This is a genomic window from Phenylobacterium sp. LjRoot225, assembly GCF_964252855.1.
Taxonomy (GTDB): Bacteria; Pseudomonadota; Alphaproteobacteria; order Caulobacterales; family Caulobacteraceae; genus Phenylobacterium.
This window is the reverse complement of sequence record NZ_CAXUPL020000001.1, coordinates 612033-638314: the sequence shown is the minus strand read 5'-3', so window position 1 is coordinate 638314 and position 26282 is coordinate 612033. Positions and strand designations below refer to the sequence as shown.

Here is a 26282-nt window from a genome sequence, read left to right as displayed (position 1 = left end):
AGAGATCGTAGCAAGCGCTTGGTTTGGTAATCCGCGACGGTGACGGGGTCAAGTGCAATCGCCGCCCGCGCCAACGGACGAGCGACGTCGCGTCGGCTCGCAAAAGACGAACTTGCTTGCTAATGGAGGGTGCAGCACAGGCCCGATCTCCGGTGGACAGCGAGCTTGGAACGCTGCGTGTGAGAGGGCGAAACCGCAAGATGGCCGCGAAAGACTCTGGACGCCGCAAGGCCGTCGACGCGAGCCCGGCTCGCGAAGCGACCCGCGCCGCGTCCGTTGGCCAGCCGCCTGGCCCAACAGCCAAGCCGTCGCTGGCGGACCGCCGCGCCACCATCCTGAACGTCGCGACGCGACGCTTCGCGGAATTCGGCTTCGAGGCGACGACCGTGCGCCAGCTCGCCGACGACGTGAACATCCTCTCGGGCAGCCTCTACCACCACTTCGCCACCAAGGATGAGATGCTGCACGAGATCGTTCGTGACGCCGTCCTGCAGGTGAAGGACAACGCCATCCGCATCGCGCGCGCGCCGCTGGACGCCGAACACCGCCTGGTCGCGATGATCCTGCTCGACCTCGGCGAGATGACCCGCAATCAGGAGGTCCACGCCATCCTCTCCAACGAGCGGCGGTTCTTCCGCCGGCGCGAGGAGTTCGCCTACGTCGTGGAGGCCAAGCGCGACGCCTACCACGCCTGGCGCGCCGTCCTGCAGGACGGGATGGACACCAGGCTGTTCAAGCCGGACCTCGACATCTACCTGACGATCTCGACGATCGTTCGGATGCTCAACGCCGCGGCCGAATGGTACGCCAACGAGGACGCCTCGATGGCCGGCGCGGCCGCCGCCTACACCCTCGACCAGGTGACCGACTTCCACCTCGACTTCATCCTCAACGCCGTCCGCGCGCCCGCCAGAGCCGCCGAGCCGGTTCCACGCCAGGCCTGCGAAGAGCTGGCGAAGTTCCGCGCCTGAGCCGCGCACCGCGCCTTCAACGGCGCGTTGACATTCGGGCCCAGGAGGCAGACTCCCCAAGGGAGATCCGGGCGGGTCACGCCACAGCGTCACGCTGGGCGACGAAACCCGCGACAGGAGCCGACCATGGCCAAGGGTCAGAAGAAATCCAACAAAGAGACACGCAAGCCGAAGCAGGAAAAGGCCAAGACAGAGGTCGCGCCACGCTCCTTCCTCGGCCAGCCCGAGCGCAACGTCGGCGGCGGGGCTTCCAAGAGCTCAAAAAAGTAAAGACGCCCCCGGCGTCCACGCGTCCCGCAATGCTCGCGGGCCAGCTTGGCGAATCCTGATTCCGCGAGACGCGCCGCGGATGATCCTGCGCCCTGGCTATTGTCGCCCCGAACGCCCATCTTCAACGGGCGCCGTTGGGCGTGTGCCGCCACCGAAGCGGTCGATCGCACCCAACGCGGCGCTGATCCAAGACCCGTGATCTCCACGCTGTTCGCGTCGCTCATGTGCTGAGCGCGGTCGGCCCGGCGTCTCGCCGGGCGTCCGAACGCTGACGTTCGCCGCTGGACCATCGGGTCTCAGCCGCCGCCGCACAGGCGGCGGCTCCGACAGGAAGACAACCATGGCCAAGAAATCCAACCGCGAGACGCTCAAGCCGAAACAGGTGAAGCCCAAGGCTGAGCCTGCGGCGACCACCCTCCTCGGCGCCGCCGTGAAAGGCTTCGGTCCGTCCACCGGCGGCAAGAAGGGCGGGCGCGGGTGAGCCGCCCTCCCGTCGCCCCGGCCACGCGGCCGCTTGCCGGAGATGCGCTCATCTATTCGGAGGTGCTGGCCGCCTACGAGGCGCGCCGCCGCGCCGAGGACGCTGTTCTGCTGCGAAAGATGAACGAGGTCCGCAGCCCCCAACAGCCATCGTAAGGGGGCGCCCAGCGCACGAACGAGACCCAGGACGACTTGTCCTGGGTCGGAATTCGCGACCCTATCGACATGTTTTGGAAAGATATTTCCAATCCAGGCTCAAACGTGATCAAGCATTTCGCCGAGAAGCTGCTAGAAAGGACGTGAACCCCGAACGGCCGAGTCGCCGCTCAGGTCTAGAAAGATACGCGCAGCGTAGCTCTGGACCCGGTCTTGAAAGCTCATCTGATGAGCGTGACCTCTCAAATGGCGCTGTGTTCCGACCCGGCGGGCTGTCGAACTCTGAAGATCGCCGCAGCCTCGCAACGGGCCGGCGCATGAACGCCCCCGCGCAAGGCCCGCCCCGCGCACAAATGGAGTTTTCAACGATGACGACGCTCGAATCGCCCCGCCCGCTTTACGGCCCCGTGGACGAGCGCGCGGTCATCCCCCCGCCCCACCCGCTTCCGGTGCAGGCCCGCTCACACCGCTACGGCGAGGGACAGACCCAGAGGACCGTGACCCAGGACGAGCAGGACCGTCTCGCGTCCAACCGGCAGCCGCCCCGCGCCATCCCACGCCAGCTCAATCCCGCCTAGCGCCGAGGCGACCGCGGGCTCAGACGCCGGCGCGGGCGATAAGCGCCTCGCTCTCCGCCCAGAGCCGTTCGGCGGCCGCCTCGTCCTGAGCGGCCGGGCTGAGCTCCCCAGGCGCCCTGTTGTGGAAATAGCCGCCGGTGGCGCTTCCCGGCTCCTCAGCCGTCGCCAGCCAGATCAGGGTGTCCGCCCCCGCCTGCGCCGTGATGGCGAGATCCTTCTTGCCCTCGTAGTACCGCTGCATGGTCTCGTCGCCGCGGCTCGCGAAATTGGTGGCGACCAGCCCGGGGTGCATGGCGTGGGCGACGATTCCGTCCGCCGACAGCCGTTTCGCCAGCTCGCGGGTGAACAGGATGTTGGCGAGCTTGGCGTTCGCATAGGCGCCGACCGTCGAGAAGTTCCCGAGCCGCTGCAGATCGTCAAAGTCGAGCCCGGAACTCTGCAGGTGTGCGCTCGACGAGACGTTGACGACGCGGACCGCGCCCCGCGGCTGGTCTGCAGCCGCCGCGCGCAGCAGCGGCAGCAGCCGGCTCGTCAGCAGGAAGTGACCCAGGTGATTGCCCGCGAAGGTCGCCTCGGCGCCTTCGGACGTGACGACCCGCTCCTTGCCGATCCCCCCGGCGTTGTTGAGGAGGACGTCGACCCGATCTGTCCGGGCCGCCACCTCCTGCGCCAGGCGCGCCGCATCCGCCATCAGGGACAGGTCCGCCTTCAACATCTCGACGCGGCCCTCCGCCGCTGCAGCGGCGCGGATCTCGGCCTCAGCCGCAGCGCTGCGTCCGGGGTCCCGACCCACGCCGATCACCCGCCAGCCGGCCGCCGCCAGCGCCTTCGCCGCCTCAAGCCCGATCCCGGACGACGCGCCCGTCACGACGGCGACCCGCGCCCTGGTCTTTGCGGTCATCACGAACCTGGCCTCCTCAACACCAATAATGGCACCTTATTCGTGTCATTATGGCTTTGCAACGCGGCCGACCAGGACTCGTCGGGTGCAAGCGATGCTCGACGAGGCTCTTGAGCCGCCTCCGCCGGCGCCTTCGGGTCAACCGCGTTGGGCAACCTCGCCCCGGGCTGGCGCCGGAGCGAACGAGGGACGATAGTGAACCGTTCAAATTCCAACGACACCAGTGGGCCTGGCCGCCGCGACGGCGCTGCCGTCGTTTCTCCCGACGCAGGCCGCGGCCGCGCAAACGAGAGGAGCCCTCCACATGAGCAGCGGCACGATCACCGTGAAAGACGGTGCACAGATCTATTACAAGGACTGGGGCTCAGGTCAGCCGATCGTCTTCCACCATGGCTGGCCGCTGTCGGCGGACGATTGGGACGCCCAGCTGCTGTTCTTCGCGGCGCAGGGCTACCGGGTCATCGCCCATGACCGCCGCGGTCACGGCCGGTCGAGCCAGACCGACACCGGCAACGAGATGGACACCTATGCGGCCGACGTCGCCGCCCTGGCCGCCCACCTCGACCTCAAGGGCGCCGTCCACGTCGGCCACTCGACGGGCGGCGGCGAGGTCGCGCGCTACGTCGCCCAGTACGGCGGCGAGGGTCGGGTGTCGAAGGCCGTGCTGATCGGCGCCGTGCCGCCGATCATGCTGAAGACCGAGAAAAATCCCGGCGGCCTGCCGATTGAGGTCTTCGACGGCTTCCGCGCGGCCCTGGCCGCCAACCGCGCGCAGTTCTACCACGATGTCCCGGCCGGACCGTTCTACGGCTTCAACCGACCGGGCGCGAAGGTCTCCGAGGGGATCATCGACAACTGGTGGCGCCAGGGGATGATGGGCGGCGCCAAGGCCCATTACGACTGCATCAAGGCCTTCTCGGAGACCGACTTCACCGAGGACCTGAAGAAGATCGACGTCCCCGTCCTGCTGATGCACGGCGACGACGACCAGATCGTCCCGATCGCCGACAGCGCCCTCCTGGGAATCAAGCTGCTCAAGACGGGGGAGCTCAAGGTCTACAAGGGCTTCCCGCACGGGATGGCCACGACCCATGCCGAGGTGATCAACGCCGACCTGCTGGCCTTCATCAAAGCTTAGATCCGCCTCGCGAGGGCGGCTTCACGGCCGCCCTCGTCCAGCGCTCATGAGCTTCAGGAGCTTCGAGGGCGTCAGCGGCAGGTCGAGACAGCGCGCTCCGAACGGCGCCAGGGCGTCGGCGATCGCATTCACCAGGGTCGGCGGCCCGATGATGGCGCCGCCTTCGCCCACCCCGCGGAACCCGCCCTCGCTCTTCGACGGGGTGACGATGTGGGTGAACTCGAACTCCGGGACGTCCGCCGCGGCCGGCAGCATATAGTCCTTGAAGGTGACGGCCGTCGGATTGCCCTGGTCGTCGAAGTGGGCCTCTTCCAGCAGGACCTCGCCGATGGCCTGGGCCAGGCCGCCGGCGATCTGTCCCTCGACGATCGCCGGGTTGATCATCACCCCGCAGTCCTCGCTGCAGACCCAGCGCCGGATGTCGACGAAGCCAGTCTCGGCGTCGACCTCGACGATGCAGGCGTGGGCGGCGCTGGTCCAGGTGACCGGCGGCGGGCTGTAGCGATACTGGGCCTCGAGGCCAGGCTCCATGTCGGGCGGGAGCCGGGCCGGCTCGTTGTAGGCGACCTCGGCGATCTCGCGCAGGCTGCGCGTCATCTCCTGGACCCCCGTCACGCGCACGACGCCGTCCTCGATCCGCACCTCCTCGGGGCTGGCGTTCAGCAGGTGGGCGGCGACGCGCTTGACCTTGGCGACGAGGATCTCCGCCGCCCTGATCGACGCCCCGCCGCCGGCCACCGCCTGCCGGCTGCCGGCTGCCCCCGCGCCATAGCCGCTGCGCGAGGAATCGTCCTCGAACACCGAGACGTCCTCGAACGGGACGCCGAGGCGTTCGGCGATCACCTGGGCCATGGTGGTCTGGGTGCCGTGCCCCTGCGAGTGGGTGGTGAGCACCGCCGTGACCTTGCCGGTGGGCTCGATCCGCAGGTGGGCCACGTCGCTGGCGAGCACGGACATGGAGCTCACGGCGGTGGGCTCGATATAGGCGGCGACGCCCAGGCCGAGATAGCGCCCCTCGCCCCGCGCCGCCGCCTGCTCAGCGCGGAAGGCGGCGACGTCGACCTTCTCCAGCAGGGCGTCGAGACACTCGCTCGGCGTGATGTCCTCGAGCACGAAGCCGAAGGCCTTGTCGGCGTAGGGCTGGTCTGCGGCGGTCACCAGGTTGCGCCGGCGGATCTCGATCGGATCGAGGCCGATCTGTCGCGCGGCGACGTCGAGCATGGCCTCGCGCGCCAGGGACTCGATGGCCCAGGGCCCGCGATAGCCGCCGAGCCCGATGGTGTTGGTGTACAGCCCCTCGGCGACATAGCCGAAGCGCGGCTGTTTGTAGGCCGGCCACATGAACATCATGGCCGCAAGATTGGCGTCGGGGAAATGCGGATAGGCGCCGTTGTTGACCGCGTAGTCGGCGTGCGCGCCCAGCAGCCGCCCGCCCTCGTCGAAGGCCAGGCGAAGGGTGATTTCCTGCTCGCGCGCCAGATTGGAGGTGGTCAGGTTCTCCAGTCGATCCTCGATCCATTTCAGCGGTCGGCCCAGGATCATTCCGGCCGCGACGACCGCCATCTCCTCCCGCCAGGGCTGGACCTTCAGGCCGAAGGAACCGCCGACGTCCTTGGCGATCACCCGGATGCTGGTCGCCGGCAGGCCGAAGGCCAGCGACAGGTGGCGCGCCACCATCGGCGGGCTCTGACAGGAGATGTAGACGGTGATTTCTTCCTCGCCGTTCTTCGAGACGACGATCCCGCGGGTCTCCATGGGCGATTGGCAGATGCGCTGATGCCGGATCGTCCCGGTGACCCGATGCGGCGCGGTCGCGAGGATCTGCTCCAGCTCGGGATCCGGCCGGGCTTCGCGTCCGGCGATATTGTCCGCCATCTCCGGATGGACCGGCGCGCCGCGTCGGGCGTCGTCGAGCGTCACCGCGGGCGCTTCCGGATCATAGTCGACCATCACCAGGCCGGCGGCGTCCTCGGCGATATAGCGATCCTCGGCGATGACCATGGCGACCGGATCGCCGACGTAGGCCACACGATCGCGCGCCAGCGGATAGACCTTGGGCCCGGGCGGCGGCGACACCAGGAAGAAGCTGAGCATCTCGATGTCGAACGGCGCCAGATCCTCGGCCGTGTAGATCGCCCGCACCCCCGGCAAGGCCCGTGCGGCCTCCAGGTCGATGGAGAGGATCCGGCCCCTCGCGATCGGGCTGCGCACGAAGGCGACGTGGGACAGGCCAGGCAGGATGACGTCGTCGACAAAGGCGCCGCGCCCGGTCAGCAGCCGTGCGTCCTCCTTGCGCGGCATGCGCTGGCCGATGAACCGCGGCGCGGCGAAGCGGGGCGCGTTCATGTCAGCGCCGCATCGGCCTACGCGCCTTGATCGGCGTGGGCCCCATGCCGAACCACGCCAAGCTCGCGCGCGCGATCCGCTCCTGCTTGTTCAGCGCCGTCCAGGCGCGTGGCCGCGGAACGACGATCGCCTGCTCTCCGGTCATCTTCATGCGAGATGCGCTCCTTCGCATTCAGCGATCCGCGCCGGCGTGAGGCGCTATTCGTTCGGAATCGCGGCCGGACCGAGATCGCCTTCGACAGCCATGCCGAAGCTGTTCGTGACCATCGACAGCATGGTGTAGTCGCCCACGAGAAAGACGAGCTCCATCAGCTGAACCAGCGAATATCGCTCGGCCAGCAGCGCCCAGATCTCGTCGCTGAGCCGATGATCGCCGACCAGCTCCTCGGCCGCCGTCGCCAGGGTCCGGTCGAAGGGCTCGTTCAGACGCCCCGCCCTGGCGGCGGCGATCTCCTCGTCCGTCATGCCGAGGTTGCGCGCGATCAGCACGTGGTGCGCCGCCTCGTAGGTGTCCCGACACAGCTCCACCGTCCGCAGCACAAGGATCTCCCGGTCCCGCGGCGGCAGGTCGGACCCGCGCATCAGCTTCTCGCCCATCGGCATGAAGGCCCGGTAGAGCGTCGGATGCCGGACCATCACCTGGGTGAAGGTGAGGTCTCTCCAGTCGCCGGCGATCGCCGCCTGCTCTTCGGTGAAGTCCTGAGGCGCGACAGGCGCGATGCGGGGCGCGCTCGGGCGCATGGCGGTCCTTTCGCAATCCGAGCGGCGCCCGGTGGTACGAGCCTAGCGGCGAGCGCTGCGCCCGGCTCGACATCTTGCGCCCGCTGATCTGCAGGGCCCGCCGGGAAGCCAAGCCCTGCGGGCGCTTCGAGGGTCTGCGCCCGCGAGACGCTAGACCCCCGGCCGATCGACTGTTGGCGTCCGGCGATGTCTCGGTTATTAGAAGATTCATGCGCGCCACGCGTCTGACCTTCGCGACGATGATGATTACCACCGGCCATCATGGACGGGGGCGATCCCGCGCGGCCTGACAACCCGCTCGATCGCGAGACTTGCACCCCGCTCCGGTCAGGACGCGGGGTTTTTCATGGACCTTCTCCGGCCGGGGCCACCCCTCAGGAGAAGACCATGTCCCACCCCCTGCCCCTAGACTCCGTCGTTGAAGCGACTTCGGCCTTCGTGGCCGGCGTTCGCGCAAAAGTTCCCTGCCGGCTGGAGGCGAAGGTTTCCAGCCACGAGGGCATGCCGCTGCTTTGCGCGGTCGAGGCGGTTCTTGCTCAGCTGCTTCCGAGGGCGGCCGCCCAGGAGCTCGTCTGGCTGAGCGGAGCTCCGCAGTCGGGCGCGCACGTCCTGCAACTGCAGGCCTTCGGACCGGGCAACCAGCTTCTGGCCGAGGCGATCCATGAATTCGTCACATGAGGGCGCTTACCCCTTCGCCTTTTCCGCCTCGCGCCGCTCGTAGTCCGCGACGACGTCCTTAACCACCTTGGCCTGGTGGCGAAGGGCGAGTTCGGTCGCAACCGGCCCCGTTCCGATGTCCGGATACTTGCGGGTCAGCCCTATCGGCGGGACGGTGATCTTCGCCTGGTCCATGTCGCTTCCCAATCCCGCCTTCAGTCCTGGGCCGCCACGTCGGGGATCTGCCGCAGGTAGCGAATGCGGCTGACCGGATAGCCATCGGTCTCCATACGTCCGTCCCAGTGAGCATCTCTTGAAGCCGAGCCTCCATCGGCCTGGCTCCCATGCCGTCACCCCGGGCCATCACGCCGGGCCATCACGCCGGGATCGTCGCGAGAAGCCGGTCGATGTCGTGATCGAGCATGGCGGCGCTGACGCGGGCGGCGTTCGCCGTGTTCACCGCCTCGGTCTGGTAATGGGACTCCGTCGTGATCCAGATGAAGTAGCCGTACAGCAGGAAGATCCCGTACTGGCGCCAGGCCTCGTCGAACGGCGGCGGATCGACGCCGTTGCGGCCCAGTTCGTCCAGATAGTGCTGGAGAAGGGCGCCTTCCGAGCGCCGCCGGTCGGCGGCGTCCAGCGACGCCGACAGATGGTAGGAGACTTCCAGCAGGCCCGGTCCCCGGCTGGCCAGGGTGTCGAGGAAGCCTGGGGTTCCATCGCGGTCGATGTAGAGATTGCCGAGGTGGACGTCGCCATGCAGGACGCAATGCGGAACCTGCAGGGCGAACCGGTTGAGCCGCACGAAGGCGTCCACCATCCAGTCGCGGTCGTGGAACCGGACCGACGCCGCCGCGCCGCGCGGCATGCCGATGAAACGCCGCCAGACGTCGGGCGCCGTATACTTGTCGAAGAAGCCCTGCAGGGTTACCAGGAACTCGTCGAGGTCGCCCCAGCGCCCGCCCGGCGCCAGGTCGGGGCTGTCCCAGCTCCTGGCGTGGAAGCGCGCCAGCAGGGTCAGTCGACGGGCGATCTGCTCGTGCGACTGGGGCCGGGTCGCGTGGCAGAACTCCACCCCGCGGGCCACCAGGTCTTCCATGATGACGATGCCCTGCTGCCGCTCGGCCTCGTAGTCGGCGAAATAGCAGGCGGGGCTGGGCAAGGGCAGGACGGGGTAGACGTCGCGATACCCCCGCACCTCCTTCTCGTGCATATGGCCCAGCCCGCGGCTGTGCGGCTCGAAGCCGCCCTTGAGGATCACCAGTTCGGGGATGCCGGCGCGCCGGCCGGCCTCGTCCAGGTCGAGCCGCAGCCTGACCTTGGTCGTGGTGCTGCGGATGAGGTCGACCACTTCGAAGCCCCGCACGGTGACCCCGGGAGCCTTGATCCGCAGGGCCGCGGTGAGCCAAGCCGGAGTGATGTCCTCAAGCGCGATCGGCAGGGGGCGGCAGCTCGTGACGAGATCTGGCCTGGCGTCCACCTTCGGCAACTCCTCGCACTTCCGACCCTCAGTCGAGAGTACAGAACCTAGCGGCGGGGCGCCCACGCCGATCGACAGGTCGCGCCGCTCCGCAGCTCGTCCATGGTCGCGCCTAATCCTTGGCTTTCCGGGCGCCGTAGCTGAGGCGCCAGTCCGGCGGGAACTGCAGGTCGTTGTCCTTGACCGCATTGTTCAGCCCCTTGCCGAAGGTCTCCTCGCCGAGCTCCAGCTCGCCGTCGGACCTGACCATCGGCAGCATCGACTCCAGCCAGCCGGTCAGGACGGAGCCCATGTATTCGCCCTGCTGCTGCTTCATCACCTCGAAGAAGGTCTTCTGCATCATCACCACGTCGGTCGGCCGGGTGAGCGAGCAGGCCAGGGCGTATTTGGCGACCTCGGCCTCCAGCTGGTCGCGCGGGACCACGCGGTTGACGAAGCCGCAGTCGTACATTTCCTGCGCGGTGAAGGGCCGACCGGTGAAGACCATCTCCTGGAACTTGCGGATGCCCATCATCAGCGCCCACTGCCACATGCGCGCGGCCCAGCCGGCGTAGCGGAAGGCGGCATGGCCGAAGAGGGCCTCGTCGGACGAGATCACCAGGTCGGCGTCGGCGGTCTGATAGAAGTGCCAGCCGTAGCAGTAGCCCTTCACCTCGACGATGCTGATCTTCTTGAAGTCCTGCAGGCTGCGCAGGCCGAAGTTGGAGTTGGCGTAGAGCTGGGTCAGCGACGCCAGATAACGGTAGGAGTCCTTGGGCGGGTATTTGACCTCGCCGTCGTCCGGGATCTTGAACTCCTTCAGCAGCGAGACATCCTGTTCCTCGGAGAACATTTCGGCCTGTTCCGGCAGATCCGCGCCGCTGCCGAAGTGCTTGCCGACCCCACGGACCACCAGCACCTTGACGTCGTCGTCGACGTTGGCGCGGTGGACCAGTTCCGCATAGCGATGCCGCGCCGCGATGGTCGGCGCATTCAGGTGATCGGGCCGGTTCAGGGTGATCGTCGCGATCTTGGTCTTCGGATCCTTCTCGTAGAGGACGATCTCTTCCGCCGAAGGCTGTTCCGCCGCATCCGCCATCTTCGACCTCCCTCAGACCGAGCTGGATTGGGCGGCTGACGGCGCCGGTCTCGCCTCGCCGATTTGCGCAGAGATCATGTCGGCCAGCTCGAACAGCTTCAACTTGCCGGTCGCCGTCCTCGGCACGTCCTCGTGGCCGATGAAGACGATCTGGCGCGGGATCTTGTAGCTGGACAGCACGCCCTTCAGGGTCGCCTTGAGCGCGTCCTCGCTCAGCGCCGCGCCCTCTTTCGGCACCACGGCGGCGACGACCCGCTGGCCGAACTCGGGATCGGCAAGCCCCACCACGATCGGCAGATCGACGCCCGGCAGGGCGCGCAGCGCCGCCTCGACCTCCAGACGCGAGACGTTGGCGGCCTTGGTCTTGATCATGTCGCCGCGCCGGGCGACGAAATAGAGGTGGCCGTCGGCGTCCAGCCGCACCAGATCGCTGGTCGGATAGAAGCCGTCCGGGGCGAAGGCCTTCGAACGATCGACCTTGTAGAAGCCAGACATCAGGGCGCCGCCGCGCAGCTGCAGCTCGCCGAGCTCGCCCGGCGGCGTCTCCGTCCCGGTCCCCGGATCCACCACCCGCCGCTCGTAGCCGCCGACCGTGCGCCCCGACGAGCCGGCCTTGTCGTCTGGCAGGCGGTGGTCGAGCGGCTCGGCGCTGTGGACGGCGAAGGTCTCGCTCATGCCGAGCATGTTGACCTGCAGGCCGGGCGGAATGAGCTCGCCATCCGCGTCGCGAAACGGTCCCAGGCCGACGATCGCGTCGACGTCCACGCCGCGCGCGGCCGCCGCCTGCCGCAGCTTCACCAGCAGGTCGCCCCAGCTGTTGACCCGATTGACCCCCAGCCGCTGGATGGCGTCGACCACCGCCTCGGTGTCCGGCGTATCCGGATAGACCAGGGTCGCGCCGACGCTCAGCACCTCCATCGCCATGGCCATGCCGCCGAGCCAGAAGGCCGGCAACTGCGGCAACATCCGATCGCCGGGCTTGAGCAGGAAGTATTTGGCCAGCTCCGGCGGATGACGCGCCAGGTTCCGCTGGCTGTGCACCACAGCCTTCGGCGCGGACGTGCTGCCGGAGGTGTAGACGATCACGGCGTCGTCACTCGGCGCGACCTCGCCCTCGATCGCGGCGAGCAGGGCCGCGTCGGGCGCGTCGGCGGCGTCCGCCCGGGCCAGCAGATCCTCCACCGACAGAGCCCAGCCGAGCCCCTCGGCGTCGTCGAGCCAGATCGAGCGCAGATAGGGCGCGCCGGCCAGTCGCAGCGTCTCCGCCCGCCCCTCGCTCAAGCCCGGCAGAGCTTCGGCGAGGGTCGCGGCATAGTCGTGGCGCAGGAAGCGACGGACGCCGATGAAGATCTGGGTGTCGCTGTTGCGCAGGATGTGGGCGAGCTCAGGCGGCGTGCAGAGGGTGCTCACGACGGAGACGAGCGCGCCGATGCGCAGGCCCGCCAGGAAGGTCGTCACCCAGAGGATCCCGTCGTTGGCGTGCAGGGCGATGCGGGCGCCCTTGCCCGCCCCGATAGCCAGCAAGGCCCGGGCCATCCGGGCGGAGCGCCGGTTCAGTTCGTCGTAGCTCAAGGTCTCCCGCGTCGTGACGACGGCGTCATGCGGGCCGCGGGCGGCGACGACCTCGCCAAACAGCATGGGGAACGTCGAGGCCGGTTCAGTCGCGTGCATTCGCCCCTCCTCTGCCCTCGTTCTCTCTGCCCCGGCCGCACATCAGCGGGCGGTCCAGGAGCCGTCCACGGCGATCGCCTCAGGAAGCCCGGCCCGTCGTCGCAAAGCCAGAGGACGGCGGCCACCTCCTCCGGCCGGCCCAGGCGGCCGATCGCGCGCTTGGCGGCGAATAGAAGGCCGCCGTGCTCGGCACATCCGCGTGGATGTGTTCCAGCTCTTTTCTTCCAGGGCAGAGGATAGGTGCGGCGCTCGACGTCATCCCGACATCTCGCGCCCCGGGGTGAGCAATTTGCGCCCATTCGCAGAAAATACATGCGCGGATTTGCGCGGACTATGTGTTCGACAGCTCTAGACTAGCCGCTCGCGACGCCGCGTGAAGGCAGGCTTGGACGAGATCAGTTCGCCCTCGGCGCGGCCGGGCCGAGCATCTTGCGATTTTCAGCCGACCGGAACGCCTGCGGGGTCATGCCGGTGCAGCGCTTGAAGGCCCGCCCGAAGCTTGTCTGTTCGGAGTAGCCCAGTCGGAACGCGATCTCATCGAGCGAGCAATCGCTCCACAGCAGGGCCTGCTTGGCCTGCCGGATGCGTTCGTCCTGCACGATGTCGAGGAACTTGATCCCCACCCGCGTCAGGCGTTTCTGCAGGGTGCGAGACGAGGTGCCCAGCTTGTCGGCGCAGCCGTCGACCGAACAATGGCCGCTGGCGAGCGCGCCGCGGACATAGGCTTCGACCTGCTCGACGAAACCCGATCTTGAGGTCGTCCGCAGCTGGGCGAGCGAGCTTCCGAGCAGGTTGAACAACAGCCTGTTCGAGCTGGGAATCGGGCGATCCAGCAGGTCGGCGGAAAAGGCGATGGCGTTGGCCTTGGACCGCCCGTTGACCTTGCAGCCCAATCGATCCTGCAGCGGCTGGAGGTTGGGGCGGCCGACGCCGAACGTCAGGCTGGCGTAGCGCGGGCGGAACCCCTCGCCCCCCAACATCTGCAGGGTCTTCATCAACAGCAGCAGGCCCTGATAGTTGACCTGCTCTCCCTCGCACAGGTCGGTCCGCCAGCGTAGCTCGGCGACCTCGCGCCCCGTCACCACCTCCATCTCGCACTCCGGCGACGCCGAGAGCGGCACGAAGTCGATGAGGCTTTGCAGGCCCTGGCGCAGGGTCGGCGCGGATCGCGCCAGCGCCATCACGCAGCCGAAGACCTCCGGATCCTGCTGTTCCGCCAGATGCAGGCCGAACAGCGGATCCTGCAGATGCCGGCTGCAGTATTCGAAAAGGTTCACCGCGGCGGTGCAGTCGATGTGGTGATCCGGGTTCTCGAAGGCCAGCGGATCGATGTCGTGATGCTCGAGGACCTTGCGCGGATCACCGCCCAGGTTCCGGACCAGGGTCTTCAGCCCGCCAAGATATCCCGCCTGGATCTGGCCCTGGGCAGGAAAAGCGGCGAAAGACCCATCGACGCTGAGGACGAAGGTATTCCCGAACGGCACGTTCTCCTCCCCGCGGTCACGCCAGAGGAAGACCCGCTTCGCTCCGTACAATGACGTGGCCTCGGCGCATGACCGAGAACCTTATTGTTTTGGGAGCCTACTCCATGGCTCGTTCAGTGCAAGGCGGCTCATGGATTCGAGCTGCGCCGCACTGGATCCAACCCGTCGACCTGAGATTTCGCTCCGGTTCGTCTTCGTCTCCACAGATGAGCACTGGGAAACCTTCGACCTCTATTCGCCGAACGGCTGGACGAGCCGCAGGCTCGTCCAGCCGGGCCCCTGCCCCGCCAGAGCGCCGCCGTTTCCCACCGGCGCTCCGCCACAGCGACAACCTATCGGCTGGTCCGGCATTTGGATCGATATCTTGCGCCGCTTTATCTGCAGGCTCGACCCTCGAGGTCTTGCGTCAATCGCGAGAATCGCGCGCGCCTCACTCGACCCGGAACACGACCGCCGCCGGGTCGTGGAAGAAGCTGCTGCCGGCGCAGGTCAGGGCGGTCTTGGCCTCCGGCGCCTGGCGCGCGCCCTCCGTTCCGCGGAGTTGGCGCACCGCCTCGGTATAGAAGTTGAAGCCGCCCGCGCGGCCCTGCGAAAGGCCGCCGCCGTGGGTGGAGACCAGGGTCCGGCCGTTGAGCCGCAGGATGCTCTCCTCCGCGTCCCAGGCGGACCGAAAGAGGTCGCTGGCCTCGCCAGGCTTGCAGAACCCAGCCGCCTCGGTGAGGGCCACCGCGTTGATGGTGTAGCCGTCGTAGGGATAGAAGAGGTCCAGGTCGTCGACCTTGAGCTCGCTGCGCGCCCAGAGGCCGCGGAGCGAGATCCAGGACGAGTTCTCCGTCCACCCCAGGGTGTTCTCATAGAATTCGCCGACGCTGGAGCCGCCGAGCGACATGGCGTGCACCAGGACGGGCTTGTTGGCTAAGTCCCTGGCGCGCTCGGCGGTGGTGATGATCAACGCTTCGCCGCAGTCGACCGGCACGTCCATGTCGAACATCTGCATCGGCGCCCAGATCATCCGCGAGGCGTGATAGTCCTCCAGCGTCATGGGCGTGCGCATGACCGCGTTCGGGTTCTTCACCGCGTGGCTGCGGTTGTTCACCGCGACCCGGCCGAACACGTCCTTGCTGGCGCCGAAGTCGCTCATGTAGCGGCCCATCCAGGCGGCGTAGGGCTCGCCGGAATGGATCCAGCGGCGGGCGAAGTCGCCGAAGCCTGTGACCGCCTGACCCGCCGCGCCGAGCTCGGCCGCCCGCATGCGGAACGGGTCGTTCGCCGCCGAGCGCGACATGTTGATCTCGCGCGTATAGGCCTGGACCACCAGGGCGACGTCGCAGAGGCCGGAGAACACCGCCTCGGCCGCATAGACGAAGCACGAGCCCAGCCAGCCGTTCTTCATCCAGGTGGTCTCCTGGATGCCGAGCGCGCCTTGCAGGGTGAGGAAGCCCGCGCCGCCCATGGCGAGCGGCGTCATCCCCGTGCCGCAGATTCCGTCGATCTCCTGCCGGTCGATCCCGGCGTCCTCGATCGCCTTCACCGCCGCCTCGAGTCCGAGCGAGAGCTCAGTGCGTTTCAGGTCGCGTCCGTAGGCGGTGGAGCCGACGCCGATCACGGCGATCTGGTCCCTCAGCGGATTGCGCGCCATGCTCAGGCCTCCCCTGCCGGCGCGGGCTCGAAGGCCGGAGCCATGCGGCCGCCCTGCTCGATCCAGGTGAGGCGGACCGGCATCTCCAGCCTGATCTCATCGACCTCGCAGCCCACCACCGGCGCGAGATATCGAAGGCCCGGCTGCTCGGCCAACTCGACTGCGGCGGCGACGATGGGCCGGTTCAGGAGCCCGTTCGGGTCCCGCTCCTGGTGGATCAGGGTGAACATGAAGACGTGGCCCTCGCCGCTGACCTCCGTCGGCCTGACGTCCCACGAGAGGCATTTCGGGCACAGCGGGCGGTGCGGATAGATCCAGCAGCCGCAGGCCTGGCAGCGGTTGATCAGCAGCCGGCCGGCCACAAGGCCGCGGTAGTGCTCGACGTTGTCGCGGTCGATCAGAACGCCAGGAAAGGCGGCGAAGACCTCCGCGTCGGTGACGCTGTCCGGATCCCTCATGCCGCGACCTCCGCGTCCGCGCGCTGCTGCAGGCCGACACGGTCGAGCTTGCCGTTGCCGAGCCTGGGAAGCGCATCGACGAAGATGATCTCGCGCGGCTGCTTGAACCGGGCCAGCCGCGACTGCAGCCAGGCGCGCAACTCGGCGTCGGCGAGCGCGCGCCCCGCCTGCAGGGCCACGAAGGCGCAGACGGCCTCGCCCTTGCGCGGGTCCGGCACCCCCACCACCCCGCAGTCGGCGACCGCCTCGTGGCTGGCGACGATCCGCTCGACCTCCTCGACCGAGACGTTTTCGCCGCCCACCTTGAGCATCAGCTTCAGCCGGCCCTGGTAGGTGATGTAGCCGTCCTCATCGATGGAGACGAGGTCCTCGCTGTGCAGCCAGCCTTCGGCGTCGAGGGCGCGGGCCGTCTCCTCGGGCTTGTTCCAGTAGCCGCGCATGATGTTGCCGCGGATCCAGGCCTCTCCGACCTCGCCGGGCGCCACGTCGCGGCCGGTCTCCGGATCGACGACGCGGCACAGGTTGCCGTCCAGCATCCGGCCCGAGGTCCCGCGCTTCTCCGGCGGGTCGTCGGGGCTCGTCACCCCCGCCGGCCCATAGGTCTCGGTCAGGCCGAAGGGCTGGATGGTGGCGATGACGTTCGGCATCAGCCGGCGAGCGTCGGCGTTGGGCACGGGCGCGTTCCGCAGCGTCGGGAACGAGAGGCCCTTTTGAATCGCGGCCTGGACCACCTCCTCGGCCAGCACCCCGAACATGACGGTCGCCCCTTCCTGCGCGATCAGGTCGGCGGCCAGCGGCGCGTTGAAGGCCTCGGTGAAGACCAGCCGGCCGCCGTTCACCATGGTGGTCATCAGTCCCCAGATGCTGCCGCCTCCGTGGAAGAAGGGCATCATGCTGAAGAAGACGTCCGCCTCGCCGATCCCGATGCGGCGGGAGTGGAGGATGGCGTTGGCGACGATGCCGCCCTGCTCCAGCATCACGCCCTTGGGGAAGCCGGTGCTGCCAGAGGTGTATTTGACCATGCCAAGGTCGGAGGGCTGGGTCTCGGTCTCCAGCCGGTCGGCGAGCGCCAGAGCGTCCGGCGAGCCGGCGCCCAGGGCCTCCAGCGCGGCGAGGTCATAGGCCCCCGGGTGCTGGCCGCCGCCGCGGTTGAACGCCACGACGTTGCGCAGGTCGGGAAGCTGCGGGCTGTAGAGAAAGCCGGGCTCCGTCGCCGCGCCGAACCGCGGACAGATCTCTGCCAGCAGCTCGGACAGGCGAAGCGCACGGAAGGCGTCGATCGCCAGGAGATGGCGCGCGCCCGACTGGGCGACGACGTACTCGATCTCCGACGGCTTCAGGAAGGTGTTGACCGGCACCACTGTCGCGCCGAGCCGCTGGACCGCGAAGGAGGCGACGACCCACTCCAGCGTGTTGGTCATCCACAGCACGGCCCGGTCGCCCCGCCGCACCCCGATGTGGGCGAGGCCCGCCGAAAGGTTGCGGATCCGCTCTGCGAGGCGCCGATAGGTCAGCCGCGAGATGCGGCCGGCGTCGTCGGCGGCCGTGAGGGCGTCACGCTCGGGAAACCGCTCGGCGGCGGCGAGCACGGTCCGCCAGACCGTCTGGGCGCGCAGGCGAGAAAGGTCGTCGGCTTGAGGGCTCATAGACGGCCGTCGCTCCGTAGCAAGCTCTTGGTCGGGCAACGTAGCGCGTCTGCCGGTGTTCGGAAAATCTCCTAATACCTAATACCCAAGATCGGAATTTCCGATACCTCGGCTTCGCCGCCTGGCGCCGGAGCTATTCCGCTGCGGCGTGTTCGAGCAGGAAATCCTCGAACGCCGCCACGACGCGGCTGCGCCAGACGCCCTTCGGACGCGCTATGCTGAGGGCGCGGGTGAAGCTGAAGTCCCGCACATGAAGCCGCACGAGGCGGCCCGACTCGACGTCAGCCTTGACCAGCTGGCTCGACAGGCAGGCGACGCCGCCGCCTGCAATCGCCGCCAGGCGGACGGCCTGGTTGCTGGTGGTCTCGATGCCGGCGGGCAGGCGACCGACCTCCTCGTGCAGCAGCACGCGCAGCCGGACCGTGACGGAGGACATCGCCTCCCGAGCGCACCAGGTGAAGCCGGCGAGGTCCCGCAGCCGCAGCTTGTCCCGGCTCGCGAGCGGGTGCCCTGGCGCGACCACCAGCCAGAGCTCGTCGCTCCGCCAGCGCGTCAGCTCGACGGCCGGCAGATCGGGGAAGTATTCGATCACCGCCGTGTCGAGCTCCATCCGCTGGAGCCGCTCGAAGAGTTCGCCCTGCGACTCGGCCTGGAGCATGATCTGCACGCCGGGATGTCGCTCGCGGAACTTGACGCAGAGCTCCGGCAACATGGTCTCGGCGATCATCGCGGTCGCGCCGACGAGCAGCCGCCCCTCCATCTCCGCTTCGGGCGTGCGCTCGATTTCGTCGGCCTGCTGCAGCATGGAGCGGATCATCGGGCGCAGGCGCTTGCCCTCCTCGGTCAGCTGCAGCGTCCTCCCCTTCACGTGGGTGAACAGTGGACGGCGCAGGATGATCTGCAGGTCCTTCAGCGCCTCGCTGGCGGCGCTCTGGCTCATCCCGAGCCGCTCGGCCGCCCCGACGACGCTGCCGCACGCGGCCACCGCTTCGAACACCTGCAGCTGTCGCAGCGTAAACTTCATCTTCCCTGCGCCATCGGCGAAAGCGGCCCCGGTCGGCCGCGCCCTTCTATAGCACCGCCCTTACGGTGGAATTCTCCGGTTCTGAGCCGGTCAACCGCGGCGCAAACTCTTGAGGTCAGGGCGCGAACTGTCGAGACGGCCGCGGCGGCCGCATGGCTCCCTTCCACCCAGCGCCGGACGCCCGGCCCGCCTGGGCGCTGACTGCGGAGAGCGACGACAATGGACGCCATCGACCTCGACGGAGCTCCGGCGGCGGGGGAATGCCCGGCGCTCCGCGGTGACGAATCCCGCCTCGATCCGCTGATCCGCAACAACCCCTTTCCCTTCTACGCAGCGCTGCGCAGCCAGGCCCCGGTCTATTACGACCCCAAGCTCGATACCTGGCTGGTGACCCGCTACGAAGACGCCCAGACGGTTCTGCGCGATCCGATCACCTACTCGCTCGAGCACGGCTACCAGGATCGCTACGCGAACGGCTTCGTCGACGAGCTCGCCGAGATCATGAACCGCGATGGCGGGGGCTTCATTCGCGACATCATCGCCTGCGATCCGCCGGCCCATACCCGGTTGCGCCGTCTCATCGAGAAGGCCTTCACCGCCCATCGGGTGAAGGACCTCGAACCCCGGATCCGGCAGATCGTCGTCGACCTGATCGAGCCGCTGGCGGAGCGGGGTCGCGCCGACGGGATGAAGGACATCGGCGCGCCGCTGACGGCCCGCATCATCTGCGATCAGCTGGGCTTCGACTTCGACGACGTCGGCGTCGACAGGATCGCCCGCTGGACCACGGCGCTGCTGGCGCAGATCGGGCGCATGCAGACCCGCGACGAGATGGTCGAGAACGCCCAGCAGATGTGCGATCTGCAGAACTACATCATCCCGGTCATCCGCGCGCGGGAGGCGGCGCCGCGGGAGGACATGATCTCCGACCTGGTCCACGCCCGCCTGGACGACGAACAGAATCCGACCCTGTCCTTCGCTGAGAAGGTGTCCTGCGTCCGCGCCTTCCTGATCGCCGGCAACGACACGACGGCCGCGGCCCTGGCCAATCTGATGATGATCCTGGCGACCCAGCCGGACCTCGCCCAGCAGCTCTATGAGACCGCCGACGACGACCGGCTGCTGTCCCGCTTCGTCGAGGAGGTCCTGCGGCTCGAACCGCCGACGCATGGCTTGTTCCGCACCACCACCAGGGCGGTGGAGCTGGGCGGCAAGCTGCTGCCGGCCTACGCCCAGGTCTGCGTCCTCTTCGCCTCGGCCAACGACGACGCGGCGGAGTTCGCCTGCCCTCGGAGCCTCGACGTGCATCGCAAGAACATCGGCGCCTCCCTGACCTTCGGCGCCGGGATCCACCGCTGCCTCGGCGCCTCCCTGGCGCGGATGGAGATCAAGGTGGCGGCGCAGGAGATCATCAAACGCCTCGACAACATCCGCCTGGCGATCCCGCTCGAGGAGATCAGCTACCTGCCGACGCTCGCCACACAGACCGTGCAACGCCTGCCGCTGACCTTCTCGCGGCGCGCCATGCTGCGTCCAGGAACCCGCCTGGACGTCAGCTGAGGCCGCGCCAGCTACTTGGAAAGTTGCCCCCGGACCGCGCCGCCCGGAAACTCTGCATTGTGGACGTTCACATAGTAGGCGCCCGGATTCTGCAGGATGTCCTTGACCAGTTCACGGTCGACGGTCGCGCAATCAGAGCTCTTGCCGTCGGCCCCTGGCGCTGTGAGCGAGACGACGACCGGGCCGGCGGAGGCCGGCGGAGCCTTGTGAATATGCGCCATCGAGGCGACCCCGATGTCCTTCACCTGGAGGTCGTAGCAGATCTGCCCCTGACCGATATTTAGCTTGAGCGAGGCGGCGCCGGAGCCGTCGGGGTCGCCGGCCGTAGGCTTCTCGGCCGCGCCGGACAAGGTCGCCGCCAGGGGGCGACCACCCTCCTGCCCGTAGGCGTGACCCGTCAAGCCTGCCCCGACGGACAGGACGAGCACGGCCGACGCAGCACGAGCAAGGTCAGTGAAATTGAGGGTCATGGCGGTCTCCTCGCCAGCCCGCCCCGAACCTGAGACGCAGAGTGGACCGCCGAACGAAGCGGAGGTCAATGGACGGCGACGGAGCGCCGCCGCTCGGGAGCGGGCGATGTCACCGACAACGGCCGCCTCGCACCTGGCCAGGCGAGATTGACAGCTCTCGAAATTAAACATAGCAAGCGCTTGCTTGTACTATTGGCGACTTTCGGGCCGGTGAAGCCCGGAACACGGGGCTGCAAAGGGGAGCAATGGCGTCTCCGGGCTGGGGAGAGCCGCCGCAGCAGCCGGTCGCGCGTACATGGCGACAGTTTTCCTGCGTACACTTGATGATAATCGGCCCATGTCCGCCTGTGAAACGAGGTGGATATTCACCTGGTACCGCCGCGGCCTCAGCATTTAGTTCGGTGACGGCGATTATCGACCATCACTTCGGGTGCGGAGATCTTAGTCCAGAATTGCTCCGCCTTCGCACGGCTTAGTCGATAACGCGCCACCAATAAGAAACGACGACAAAAGGGAGAGAAACGATGAAGAGCGATCTGTTGTTCATTTCCGCAGGCGTGATGGCGCTGAGCTGTCTCAGCGCAGCGCCCGCGTCCGCCGCGCCCAGCGGCCAGGCCGAGGCAGCGCCGACTCTGGGCGAGGTCGTCGTCACGGCCCGCCGCGTCGAGGAGCGGCTGCAGGACGTGCCGATCTCGATGACGGTCTACAGCCAGCAGGCGCTGAACGATCGGAACGTCGTGACGCCCAGCGACCTGGCCACCTACACCCCGTCGCTCTCGGTCAACCAGCGCTACGGCCCGGAGAAGAGCTCGTTCGCCATCCGGGGCTTCAACCAGGACCAGAGCACGGCGCCGACGGTGGGCGTCTATTTCGCGGACGTGGTCGGGCCCCGGGCCCAGGGCGGCACGACGTCGGGCAGCACCGTGGGCGCCGGCGCCTTCATGGATCTGCAGAACGTGCAGGTGCTCAAGGGTCCGCAGGGCACCCTGTTCGGCCGCAACACCACCGGCGGCGCGGTGCTGCTGGTGCCGAACCGGCCGAGCGACCGGTTCGAAGGCTATGTCGAGGGGTCGCTGGGCAACTACGACCTGCGCCGCCTTCAGGGCGTGCTCAACGTTCCGATCGCAGACAACCTCCGGGCGCGCGTCGCGGTCGATCGCAACAAGCGCGAAGGCTACATGCGCAACCACTCCGGAATCGGACCGGACGACTACAACGACACCAACTATTTCGCCGCGCGCCTCAGCGTCGTGGCCGATCTGACGCCTGACCTCGAGACCTATACGATCGGCAGCTACAGCAACTCCTTCTCGAACGGATATGCGGCGCGCAACGTGCTCTGCGACACGCGCTTCCTTCCGGGGAGCCCGAACTTCAACCCGGCGCTGGCGGCCGATCCCCGCAACATCAACAAGCTGCGCGTCGGCATTCCCGGCTGCAACCAGATCAACCGCCAGGCCGCGCGCGGGGACAGCCTTCTCGATGTCGAAGTCGCCAATCCCGACCCCTACCTGAAGCTTAAGCAGTGGCAGCTGATCAACACCACGACCTGGCGCGCGAGCGACAATCTGACGGTCAAGAACATCGTCAGCTATGCCGAATTCCGCGAACGCGCGAGCTTCAGCCTCTACAGCGACAACTTCTTCGCCACCTCGCCGCCGCTCGCGGCCAGCTCGCCGTTCGTCGGCACTCCCTTCTCCTACATCCTGCTCAATCCGGCGGGGTCCGAGGACAACGCCAGCCAGTCGACCTTTACGGAAGAGCTGCAGTTCCAGGGCACGGCGATCGACGGAAGGCTGACCTGGCAGGCGGGCGCCTATCTTGAGCTGAGCCGACCCATCGGCTGGAGCGCGGGCTACACCGCCCAATACCTGAACTGCGCCGATCTCCAGGCCTTCCAGTGCGTCAGTCCCTACGGCAACGGCAATTTCTCGGCCTCGGCGACGAAGCTGCGCTTCGACAACAAGGGCGTGTACGCCCAGGCCACCTACAAGCTCACCGAACAGCTGAGCCTGACCGGGGGCATCCGCTATACGATGGACAAGATCGAGGCCGCGGGAGAGGGAACCCGCATCAACTTCTCCACCACGGGCGCGATCACCAGCCAGACCTGTAATGACGGGTTGCGCTTCAACGTTCCGGACGGCCCGGATCCGGGGACGGCGCCGGATGCGCTGGCGGTCGCCAGCCGGACCCAGTGCCACTTCGAGATCACCAACAAGTCGGAAAAGCCGACCTGGCTGCTCGGTCTCGACTACAAGCCGACCGACGATCTTCTGCTCTACGGTAAATACGCCCGCGGCTATCGCCAGGGCGGCGTCAACATGACCAACGTCGGCATCGAGACCTGGCAGCCGGAGAAGGTCGACGCCTATGAGGTCGGCGCCAAGGCCAGCTTCGACAATGTCGTGCGCGGCTATTTCAACGTCGCCGTCTTCTACAACGACTTCCGCAACCAGCAGATCTTCGCCGGCCTGACGGCCGACCCGACAAGCGGCCTCGCCGGCGGGGCGGCCATCATCAACGCGGGCAAGTCGCGCATCCGAGGCGTCGAAGCCGACGCCGCCGTCACCCTGTTCGAGGGCTTTCGGCTCGATCTCGGATACACCTACCTCGACACCAAGGTGCTGAAGATCACGGCGCCGGTCGCGAGCTACCCCTTCATCGCCATCACCCCCACGGTGGCGGAAGGGACCCCGCTCACCCTGTCGCCCAAGCACCGCGTGACGCTGACGGCGACCTACACCCTGCCCGTGGATGAGAGTCTTGGGCGGATGTCCATCGGCGCCACCTACACCCACACCGCCAGCCAGATCGCCAACGGCTCGGTGCCGGCGTCCGTCGGCGTCCTTCCGGCGACCGACCTGCTCAATCTCAACGCCAACTGGAACGGCGTCTTCGGCTCTCCGGTCGATCTCGCCCTGTTCGTCACCAATGTCACCGACGAGATCTATGCGGTGAACACCGGCGGCGGATTCAATTCGGCCGGCTTCGACAACATCCTGATCGGCCAGCCGCGCATCTGGGGCGTGCGCATGCGCTACAGCTTCGGCAGCTAGATCCGACTTTCACCTGAGCCTGGCGGCGGTCCTTCACCCGAGGACCGCCGCCGCACGATTTCGCGGATGGTTGATCGGCATCCGCCGAGGAAGGGCTAGGCTAGGCCGCCAGCTTGTCCTTCTGCGGCGGCAGGCGGTCGATCGCGACCACCCCATCCCGGATGACGGCCTTCAAAGCCTGCTCGGGCCGGGCATGACCGTCATTCCGCCCACGTCGATCACGGCGCCCTCGCCTGGCCCTTCCCCGATCGCCGTGATGCGATCGCCGTCCAGGGTCAAGCTGCGGCGGCCGGGCAGCATCTGGCGGCCGTCGAACAGCCGGGCGTTGGTCAGGGTGAGCACGATCTCTTCCTCCCTCGCGGCGTCGCGGTCACCCCAGGGTCCGGACCGGATCCCTTCCGTCCCAGTCCTGGGCGGCGGCGCGGATCTGGCCGAAGATCGAGTCGGCGATCGGATTGGCCTCGACCAGCTCGATCATGAATCCGAGGGTCGCGGTGGTGTCGAGCCAGCAGGTCCGGCTGCCCAGCATGGTGCAGTTGAACGCCACCTCGGCGCCAGCCTCCCGGTAGGCGGCGAGGTTGGCGTCGTAGTCGTCGCAGTAGAGCGCCATGTGGTGGAGGCCCGACTGGCCGGCCGGCACGACGTCGCGAATGAAGGACGGCTGGTCGTCGTTCTGCGCGACGACCTCGATCTGGATGTCGCCGGCCTGGGCGATCGCCGCCTCCAGGCTCAGCGGCGCGCAAGGCTGTCCGCGATAGCGACGGTCCTCGAACGGAACGGTCTCGAAAAAGAAGAAGGGCCCGACGCCGGCGCTGCGGGACCAGGTCGCCATCGCCGCATGGACGTCCGGAACCACCCAGCACATCTGCATGAAGCGACGGTCGGGAAATCGCAGCGAGGTCAAGGTTGGCCTTCCTTCAATCGAGCCGCGGGAAGCGGTCGCCGTCGAGGCGTTGATGGAGCTCCATGCCGGTGGTGTCGAAGGCCTCCGACGGCGCGCCGTTCCAGCAGACGTCGGCCGGCTGCACCAGCATCAGGTAGGCCCAGCGCGGCCTGTCCGTCAGGTTCATCCCGGCGCCATGGACGGTCAGGTGGGAGTGGACCGTGACGTCGCCGGCGGCGTAGCTCATCGGGGCCGACATCTCGAGGTCGCGCAGCTCGGAATAGACGTCGAGCAGGTCGGCGTCCCCGTAGGTGTGGTAGCCGCCCACCACCCCCAGGCGATCCGAGCGGCTGACGAAGGACATCGTCCCGAACTCGGGACCGTAGTCCTCGAGCGCCAGCCAGAAGGTCATCCCGCCGGTGCGGTCGACGGCGAAGGTGATGAAGTCCTGGTGGAAGGCGGTGGGGCCATTGCCGGCGTTCCTGGTCTTCTTCGAGGACGGCAGCTTCGGCGCGAAGAAGTCGGTGAAATATCGGACCCCCGACCCCGCCTTGCGAGCCATCAGGGCCTTGGCGTTGCGGCCGACGCCTTCGAGCAGGGCCCGGATCGGCGGGATCGCCAGGCCGCCCCCATACTCCGCGTTGAAATAGGGCTGGTTCAACCCATAGGCGGCGTTGCTGTCGCCATCCTCGCCCATGCGCTGACGCGCGATGTCCAGCAAGGTCCGGACGATTGCAGGATCCACGAAGCCGCTGAGCTTGACCCAGCCGAACTCCCTGTAGTGGGCGATTTCCTCGGCCGTCACGGATCTGCAAGGCGCGCCCGGCGACGAAATGACATTCCGCGTGGCTGTGTCTTTCATCCGGTCTCCTGTTCCCTTCCCCGGCGCGTTCGCAGCTCGCCGGGGCCTGCCCATCCAAAGGCTACCAACGGACCTCGTTGCGCTCTCGACATCGCGCGCCGCTTTGTCGGCATCCTCCGCCTCGCGACTCGAGACGGTCTTGTCCGGCGTCCGGACGGAAGCCGGCGCCGGGCGGCGGCTGCAGAAAGAGCGGCGCAAGATGTCGAGCCGCGGGCGGCAGGCGGCGCTTGTCGGCGACTTGGGCCATCTCAACTTCGCCCGGGTCATGGCGCAGCATCCGGACCTCTACGGCGCCTTCCTCCCCTTCCTCGGCAAGCTGATCCCGGGCTCGGACCTGCCGCCGCGGGACAGGGAGATCCTGGTCATCCGGACCCTGGCGCTCTGCGAAGAGGTCTACGAGGCGCACCACCACGTCCTGATCGCCGACAAGGCCGGAATGACGACGGCCGACATCGACGCCGCCAGAACGGATGGCCCGGGCCTCACGCCGTTCGGACACGCCCTCGCGAGGGCGGCGGAGGAGCTGGTCCGCGATCACCGCATGAGCGATGAGACCTGGGCCGAGCTGACCCGCCGCTACTCCCAGGCCCAGCTGATGGAGGTGGTCTTCCTGGTCGGCGGCTACGCGCTGATGGCCATGGTCACGAACAGCTTCGGCATTCAGGTGGAAGACGACCCGGACACCATCCGCCGTCTCGCCGAGTTGCGGCAGTACACCTGAGGCTTCGGG

Annotated in this window: 27 protein-coding genes; 10 read left to right on the top strand and 17 right to left on the bottom strand. The window is 67.8% G+C overall.

The annotated features are described in order from the left end of the window. The first annotated feature begins 200 nt into the window (after positions 1 to 200). The 5 genes from ACSQ2B_RS03030 (at position 201) to ACSQ2B_RS03010 (ending at position 2455) form a co-directional block, all read left to right on the top strand. Complete coding sequence (locus ACSQ2B_RS03030; RefSeq protein WP_436047218.1) at positions 201 to 971, top strand: TetR/AcrR family transcriptional regulator; 771 nt, start codon at positions 201 to 203, stop codon at positions 969 to 971. A 126-nt stretch (positions 972 to 1097) separates the two neighbouring features. Beyond that, complete coding sequence (locus tag ACSQ2B_RS03025; protein ID WP_436049617.1) at positions 1098 to 1241, top strand: hypothetical protein; 144 nt, start codon at positions 1098 to 1100, stop codon at positions 1239 to 1241. 340 nt (positions 1242 to 1581) lie between these two features. Further along, positions 1582 to 1722, top strand: a complete 141-nt coding sequence (locus tag ACSQ2B_RS03020; RefSeq protein WP_436047216.1) for a hypothetical protein — start codon at positions 1582 to 1584, stop codon at positions 1720 to 1722. Further along, positions 1719 to 1877: a hypothetical protein gene (locus ACSQ2B_RS03015; protein WP_436047214.1), complete on the top strand. Its 159-nt coding sequence runs from the start codon at positions 1719 to 1721 to the stop codon at positions 1875 to 1877. The genes ACSQ2B_RS03020 and ACSQ2B_RS03015 overlap by 4 nt, the downstream gene beginning before the upstream one ends. Before the next feature lie 368 nt (positions 1878 to 2245). Then, on the top strand, positions 2246 to 2455 hold the full coding sequence (locus ACSQ2B_RS03010) for a hypothetical protein (protein ID WP_436047213.1): 210 nt from the start codon (positions 2246 to 2248) through the stop codon (positions 2453 to 2455). Positions 2456 to 2474: 19 nt separating this feature from the next. Here the strand turns inward: ACSQ2B_RS03010 and ACSQ2B_RS03005 are convergent, their stop codons facing one another. After that, on the bottom strand, positions 2475 to 3356 hold the full coding sequence (locus ACSQ2B_RS03005) for an SDR family NAD(P)-dependent oxidoreductase (RefSeq protein WP_436047211.1): 882 nt from the start codon (positions 3354 to 3356) through the stop codon (positions 2475 to 2477). A gap of 304 nt (positions 3357 to 3660) precedes the next feature. On the opposite strand from ACSQ2B_RS03005, the gene ACSQ2B_RS03000 reads away from it, so the two are divergent. Further along, positions 3661 to 4494, top strand: a complete 834-nt coding sequence (locus ACSQ2B_RS03000; RefSeq protein ID WP_436047209.1) for an alpha/beta fold hydrolase — start codon at positions 3661 to 3663, stop codon at positions 4492 to 4494. A gap of 21 nt (positions 4495 to 4515) precedes the next feature. On the opposite strand, the gene ACSQ2B_RS02995 is transcribed toward ACSQ2B_RS03000, so the two are convergent. From ACSQ2B_RS02995 to ACSQ2B_RS02985, 3 genes are read right to left on the bottom strand one after another with little or no spacing between them, the layout of a single operon-like run. Continuing rightward, on the bottom strand, positions 4516 to 6840 hold the full coding sequence (locus ACSQ2B_RS02995; RefSeq protein WP_436047207.1) for a xanthine dehydrogenase family protein molybdopterin-binding subunit: 2325 nt from the start codon (positions 6838 to 6840) through the stop codon (positions 4516 to 4518). Position 6841: 1 nt separating this feature from the next. Next, positions 6842 to 6991 (bottom strand): hypothetical protein, encoded by a 150-nt coding sequence (locus tag ACSQ2B_RS02990; RefSeq protein ID WP_436047205.1) that lies wholly within the window; start codon positions 6989 to 6991, stop codon positions 6842 to 6844. A 47-nt stretch (positions 6992 to 7038) separates the two neighbouring features. After that, a complete protein-coding gene (locus tag ACSQ2B_RS02985; RefSeq protein WP_436047203.1) occupies positions 7039 to 7581 on the bottom strand; it encodes a carboxymuconolactone decarboxylase family protein in 543 nt (180 codons plus the stop codon). 387 nt (positions 7582 to 7968) lie between these two features. Between ACSQ2B_RS02985 and ACSQ2B_RS02980 the strand changes: the two genes are divergently transcribed. Next, complete coding sequence (locus tag ACSQ2B_RS02980; protein ID WP_436047201.1) at positions 7969 to 8259, top strand: hypothetical protein; 291 nt, start codon at positions 7969 to 7971, stop codon at positions 8257 to 8259. A 6-nt stretch (positions 8260 to 8265) separates the two neighbouring features. On the opposite strand, the gene ACSQ2B_RS02975 is transcribed toward ACSQ2B_RS02980, so the two are convergent. The 9 genes from ACSQ2B_RS02975 to ACSQ2B_RS02935 form a co-directional block, all read right to left on the bottom strand. Beyond that, a complete protein-coding gene (locus ACSQ2B_RS02975) occupies positions 8266 to 8433 on the bottom strand; it encodes a hypothetical protein (RefSeq protein WP_436047200.1) in 168 nt (55 codons plus the stop codon). Positions 8434 to 8614: 181 nt separating this feature from the next. Continuing rightward, positions 8615 to 9718 (bottom strand): phosphotransferase family protein, encoded by a 1104-nt coding sequence (locus ACSQ2B_RS02970; protein WP_436047198.1) that lies wholly within the window; start codon positions 9716 to 9718, stop codon positions 8615 to 8617. Positions 9719 to 9830: 112 nt separating this feature from the next. After that, complete coding sequence (locus ACSQ2B_RS02965; protein WP_436047196.1) at positions 9831 to 10796, bottom strand: enoyl-CoA hydratase/isomerase family protein; 966 nt, start codon at positions 10794 to 10796, stop codon at positions 9831 to 9833. A 12-nt stretch (positions 10797 to 10808) separates the two neighbouring features. Beyond that, a complete protein-coding gene (locus ACSQ2B_RS02960; RefSeq protein ID WP_436047194.1) occupies positions 10809 to 12467 on the bottom strand; it encodes a class I adenylate-forming enzyme family protein in 1659 nt (552 codons plus the stop codon). 395 nt (positions 12468 to 12862) lie between these two features. Then, complete coding sequence (locus ACSQ2B_RS02955; protein ID WP_436047192.1) at positions 12863 to 13951, bottom strand: AraC family transcriptional regulator ligand-binding domain-containing protein; 1089 nt, start codon at positions 13949 to 13951, stop codon at positions 12863 to 12865. A gap of 430 nt (positions 13952 to 14381) precedes the next feature. Continuing rightward, positions 14382 to 15590, bottom strand: coding sequence for a thiolase family protein (locus tag ACSQ2B_RS02950; RefSeq protein ID WP_436047190.1), 1209 nt, complete (start codon positions 15588 to 15590; stop codon positions 14382 to 14384). A 2-nt stretch (positions 15591 to 15592) separates the two neighbouring features. Then, the gene (locus ACSQ2B_RS02945) at positions 15593 to 16048 is read right to left on the bottom strand and encodes a Zn-ribbon domain-containing OB-fold protein (protein ID WP_436047188.1); all 456 of its coding nucleotides are present in this window, start codon (positions 16046 to 16048) and stop codon (positions 15593 to 15595) included. Then, positions 16045 to 17694, bottom strand: a complete 1650-nt coding sequence (locus tag ACSQ2B_RS02940) for a class I adenylate-forming enzyme family protein (protein WP_436047186.1) — start codon at positions 17692 to 17694, stop codon at positions 16045 to 16047. The genes ACSQ2B_RS02945 and ACSQ2B_RS02940 overlap by 4 nt, the downstream gene beginning before the upstream one ends. A 133-nt stretch (positions 17695 to 17827) precedes the next feature. After that, complete coding sequence (locus tag ACSQ2B_RS02935) at positions 17828 to 18718, bottom strand: LysR family transcriptional regulator (RefSeq protein ID WP_436047184.1); 891 nt, start codon at positions 18716 to 18718, stop codon at positions 17828 to 17830. A gap of 219 nt (positions 18719 to 18937) precedes the next feature. On the opposite strand from ACSQ2B_RS02935, the gene ACSQ2B_RS02930 reads away from it, so the two are divergent. After that, positions 18938 to 20278 (top strand): cytochrome P450, encoded by a 1341-nt coding sequence (locus ACSQ2B_RS02930; protein ID WP_436047182.1) that lies wholly within the window; start codon positions 18938 to 18940, stop codon positions 20276 to 20278. 11 nt (positions 20279 to 20289) lie between these two features. Here the strand turns inward: ACSQ2B_RS02930 and ACSQ2B_RS02925 are convergent, their stop codons facing one another. Beyond that, entirely contained in the window at positions 20290 to 20748 is a 459-nt protein-coding gene (locus ACSQ2B_RS02925) for a CHRD domain-containing protein (protein ID WP_436047180.1), read from the bottom strand. Between the two features lie 524 nt (positions 20749 to 21272). Between ACSQ2B_RS02925 and ACSQ2B_RS02920 the strand changes: the two genes are divergently transcribed. Next, a complete protein-coding gene (locus tag ACSQ2B_RS02920; protein WP_436047178.1) occupies positions 21273 to 23807 on the top strand; it encodes a TonB-dependent receptor in 2535 nt (844 codons plus the stop codon). A 171-nt stretch (positions 23808 to 23978) separates the two neighbouring features. Here ACSQ2B_RS02920 and ACSQ2B_RS02915 read toward each other — a convergent pair whose 3' ends face one another. From ACSQ2B_RS02915 to ACSQ2B_RS02905, 3 genes are read right to left on the bottom strand one after another with little or no spacing between them, the layout of a single operon-like run. After that, positions 23979 to 24149 (bottom strand): hypothetical protein, encoded by a 171-nt coding sequence (locus tag ACSQ2B_RS02915; RefSeq protein ID WP_436047177.1) that lies wholly within the window; start codon positions 24147 to 24149, stop codon positions 23979 to 23981. A 28-nt stretch (positions 24150 to 24177) separates the two neighbouring features. Beyond that, positions 24178 to 24711: a VOC family protein gene (locus tag ACSQ2B_RS02910; protein WP_436047175.1), complete on the bottom strand. Its 534-nt coding sequence runs from the start codon at positions 24709 to 24711 to the stop codon at positions 24178 to 24180. A 13-nt stretch (positions 24712 to 24724) separates the two neighbouring features. After that, positions 24725 to 25495 carry a phytanoyl-CoA dioxygenase family protein gene (locus ACSQ2B_RS02905; protein ID WP_436047173.1) on the bottom strand — a complete coding sequence of 257 codons (771 nt, stop codon included), beginning with the start codon at positions 25493 to 25495 and terminating at the stop codon, positions 24725 to 24727. Positions 25496 to 25691: 196 nt separating this feature from the next. Here ACSQ2B_RS02905 and ACSQ2B_RS02900 point away from each other — a divergent pair, with 196 nt between their 5' ends. After that, positions 25692 to 26273 (top strand): carboxymuconolactone decarboxylase family protein, encoded by a 582-nt coding sequence (locus ACSQ2B_RS02900; RefSeq protein ID WP_436047171.1) that lies wholly within the window; start codon positions 25692 to 25694, stop codon positions 26271 to 26273. Positions 26274 to 26282 lie beyond the last annotated feature (9 nt).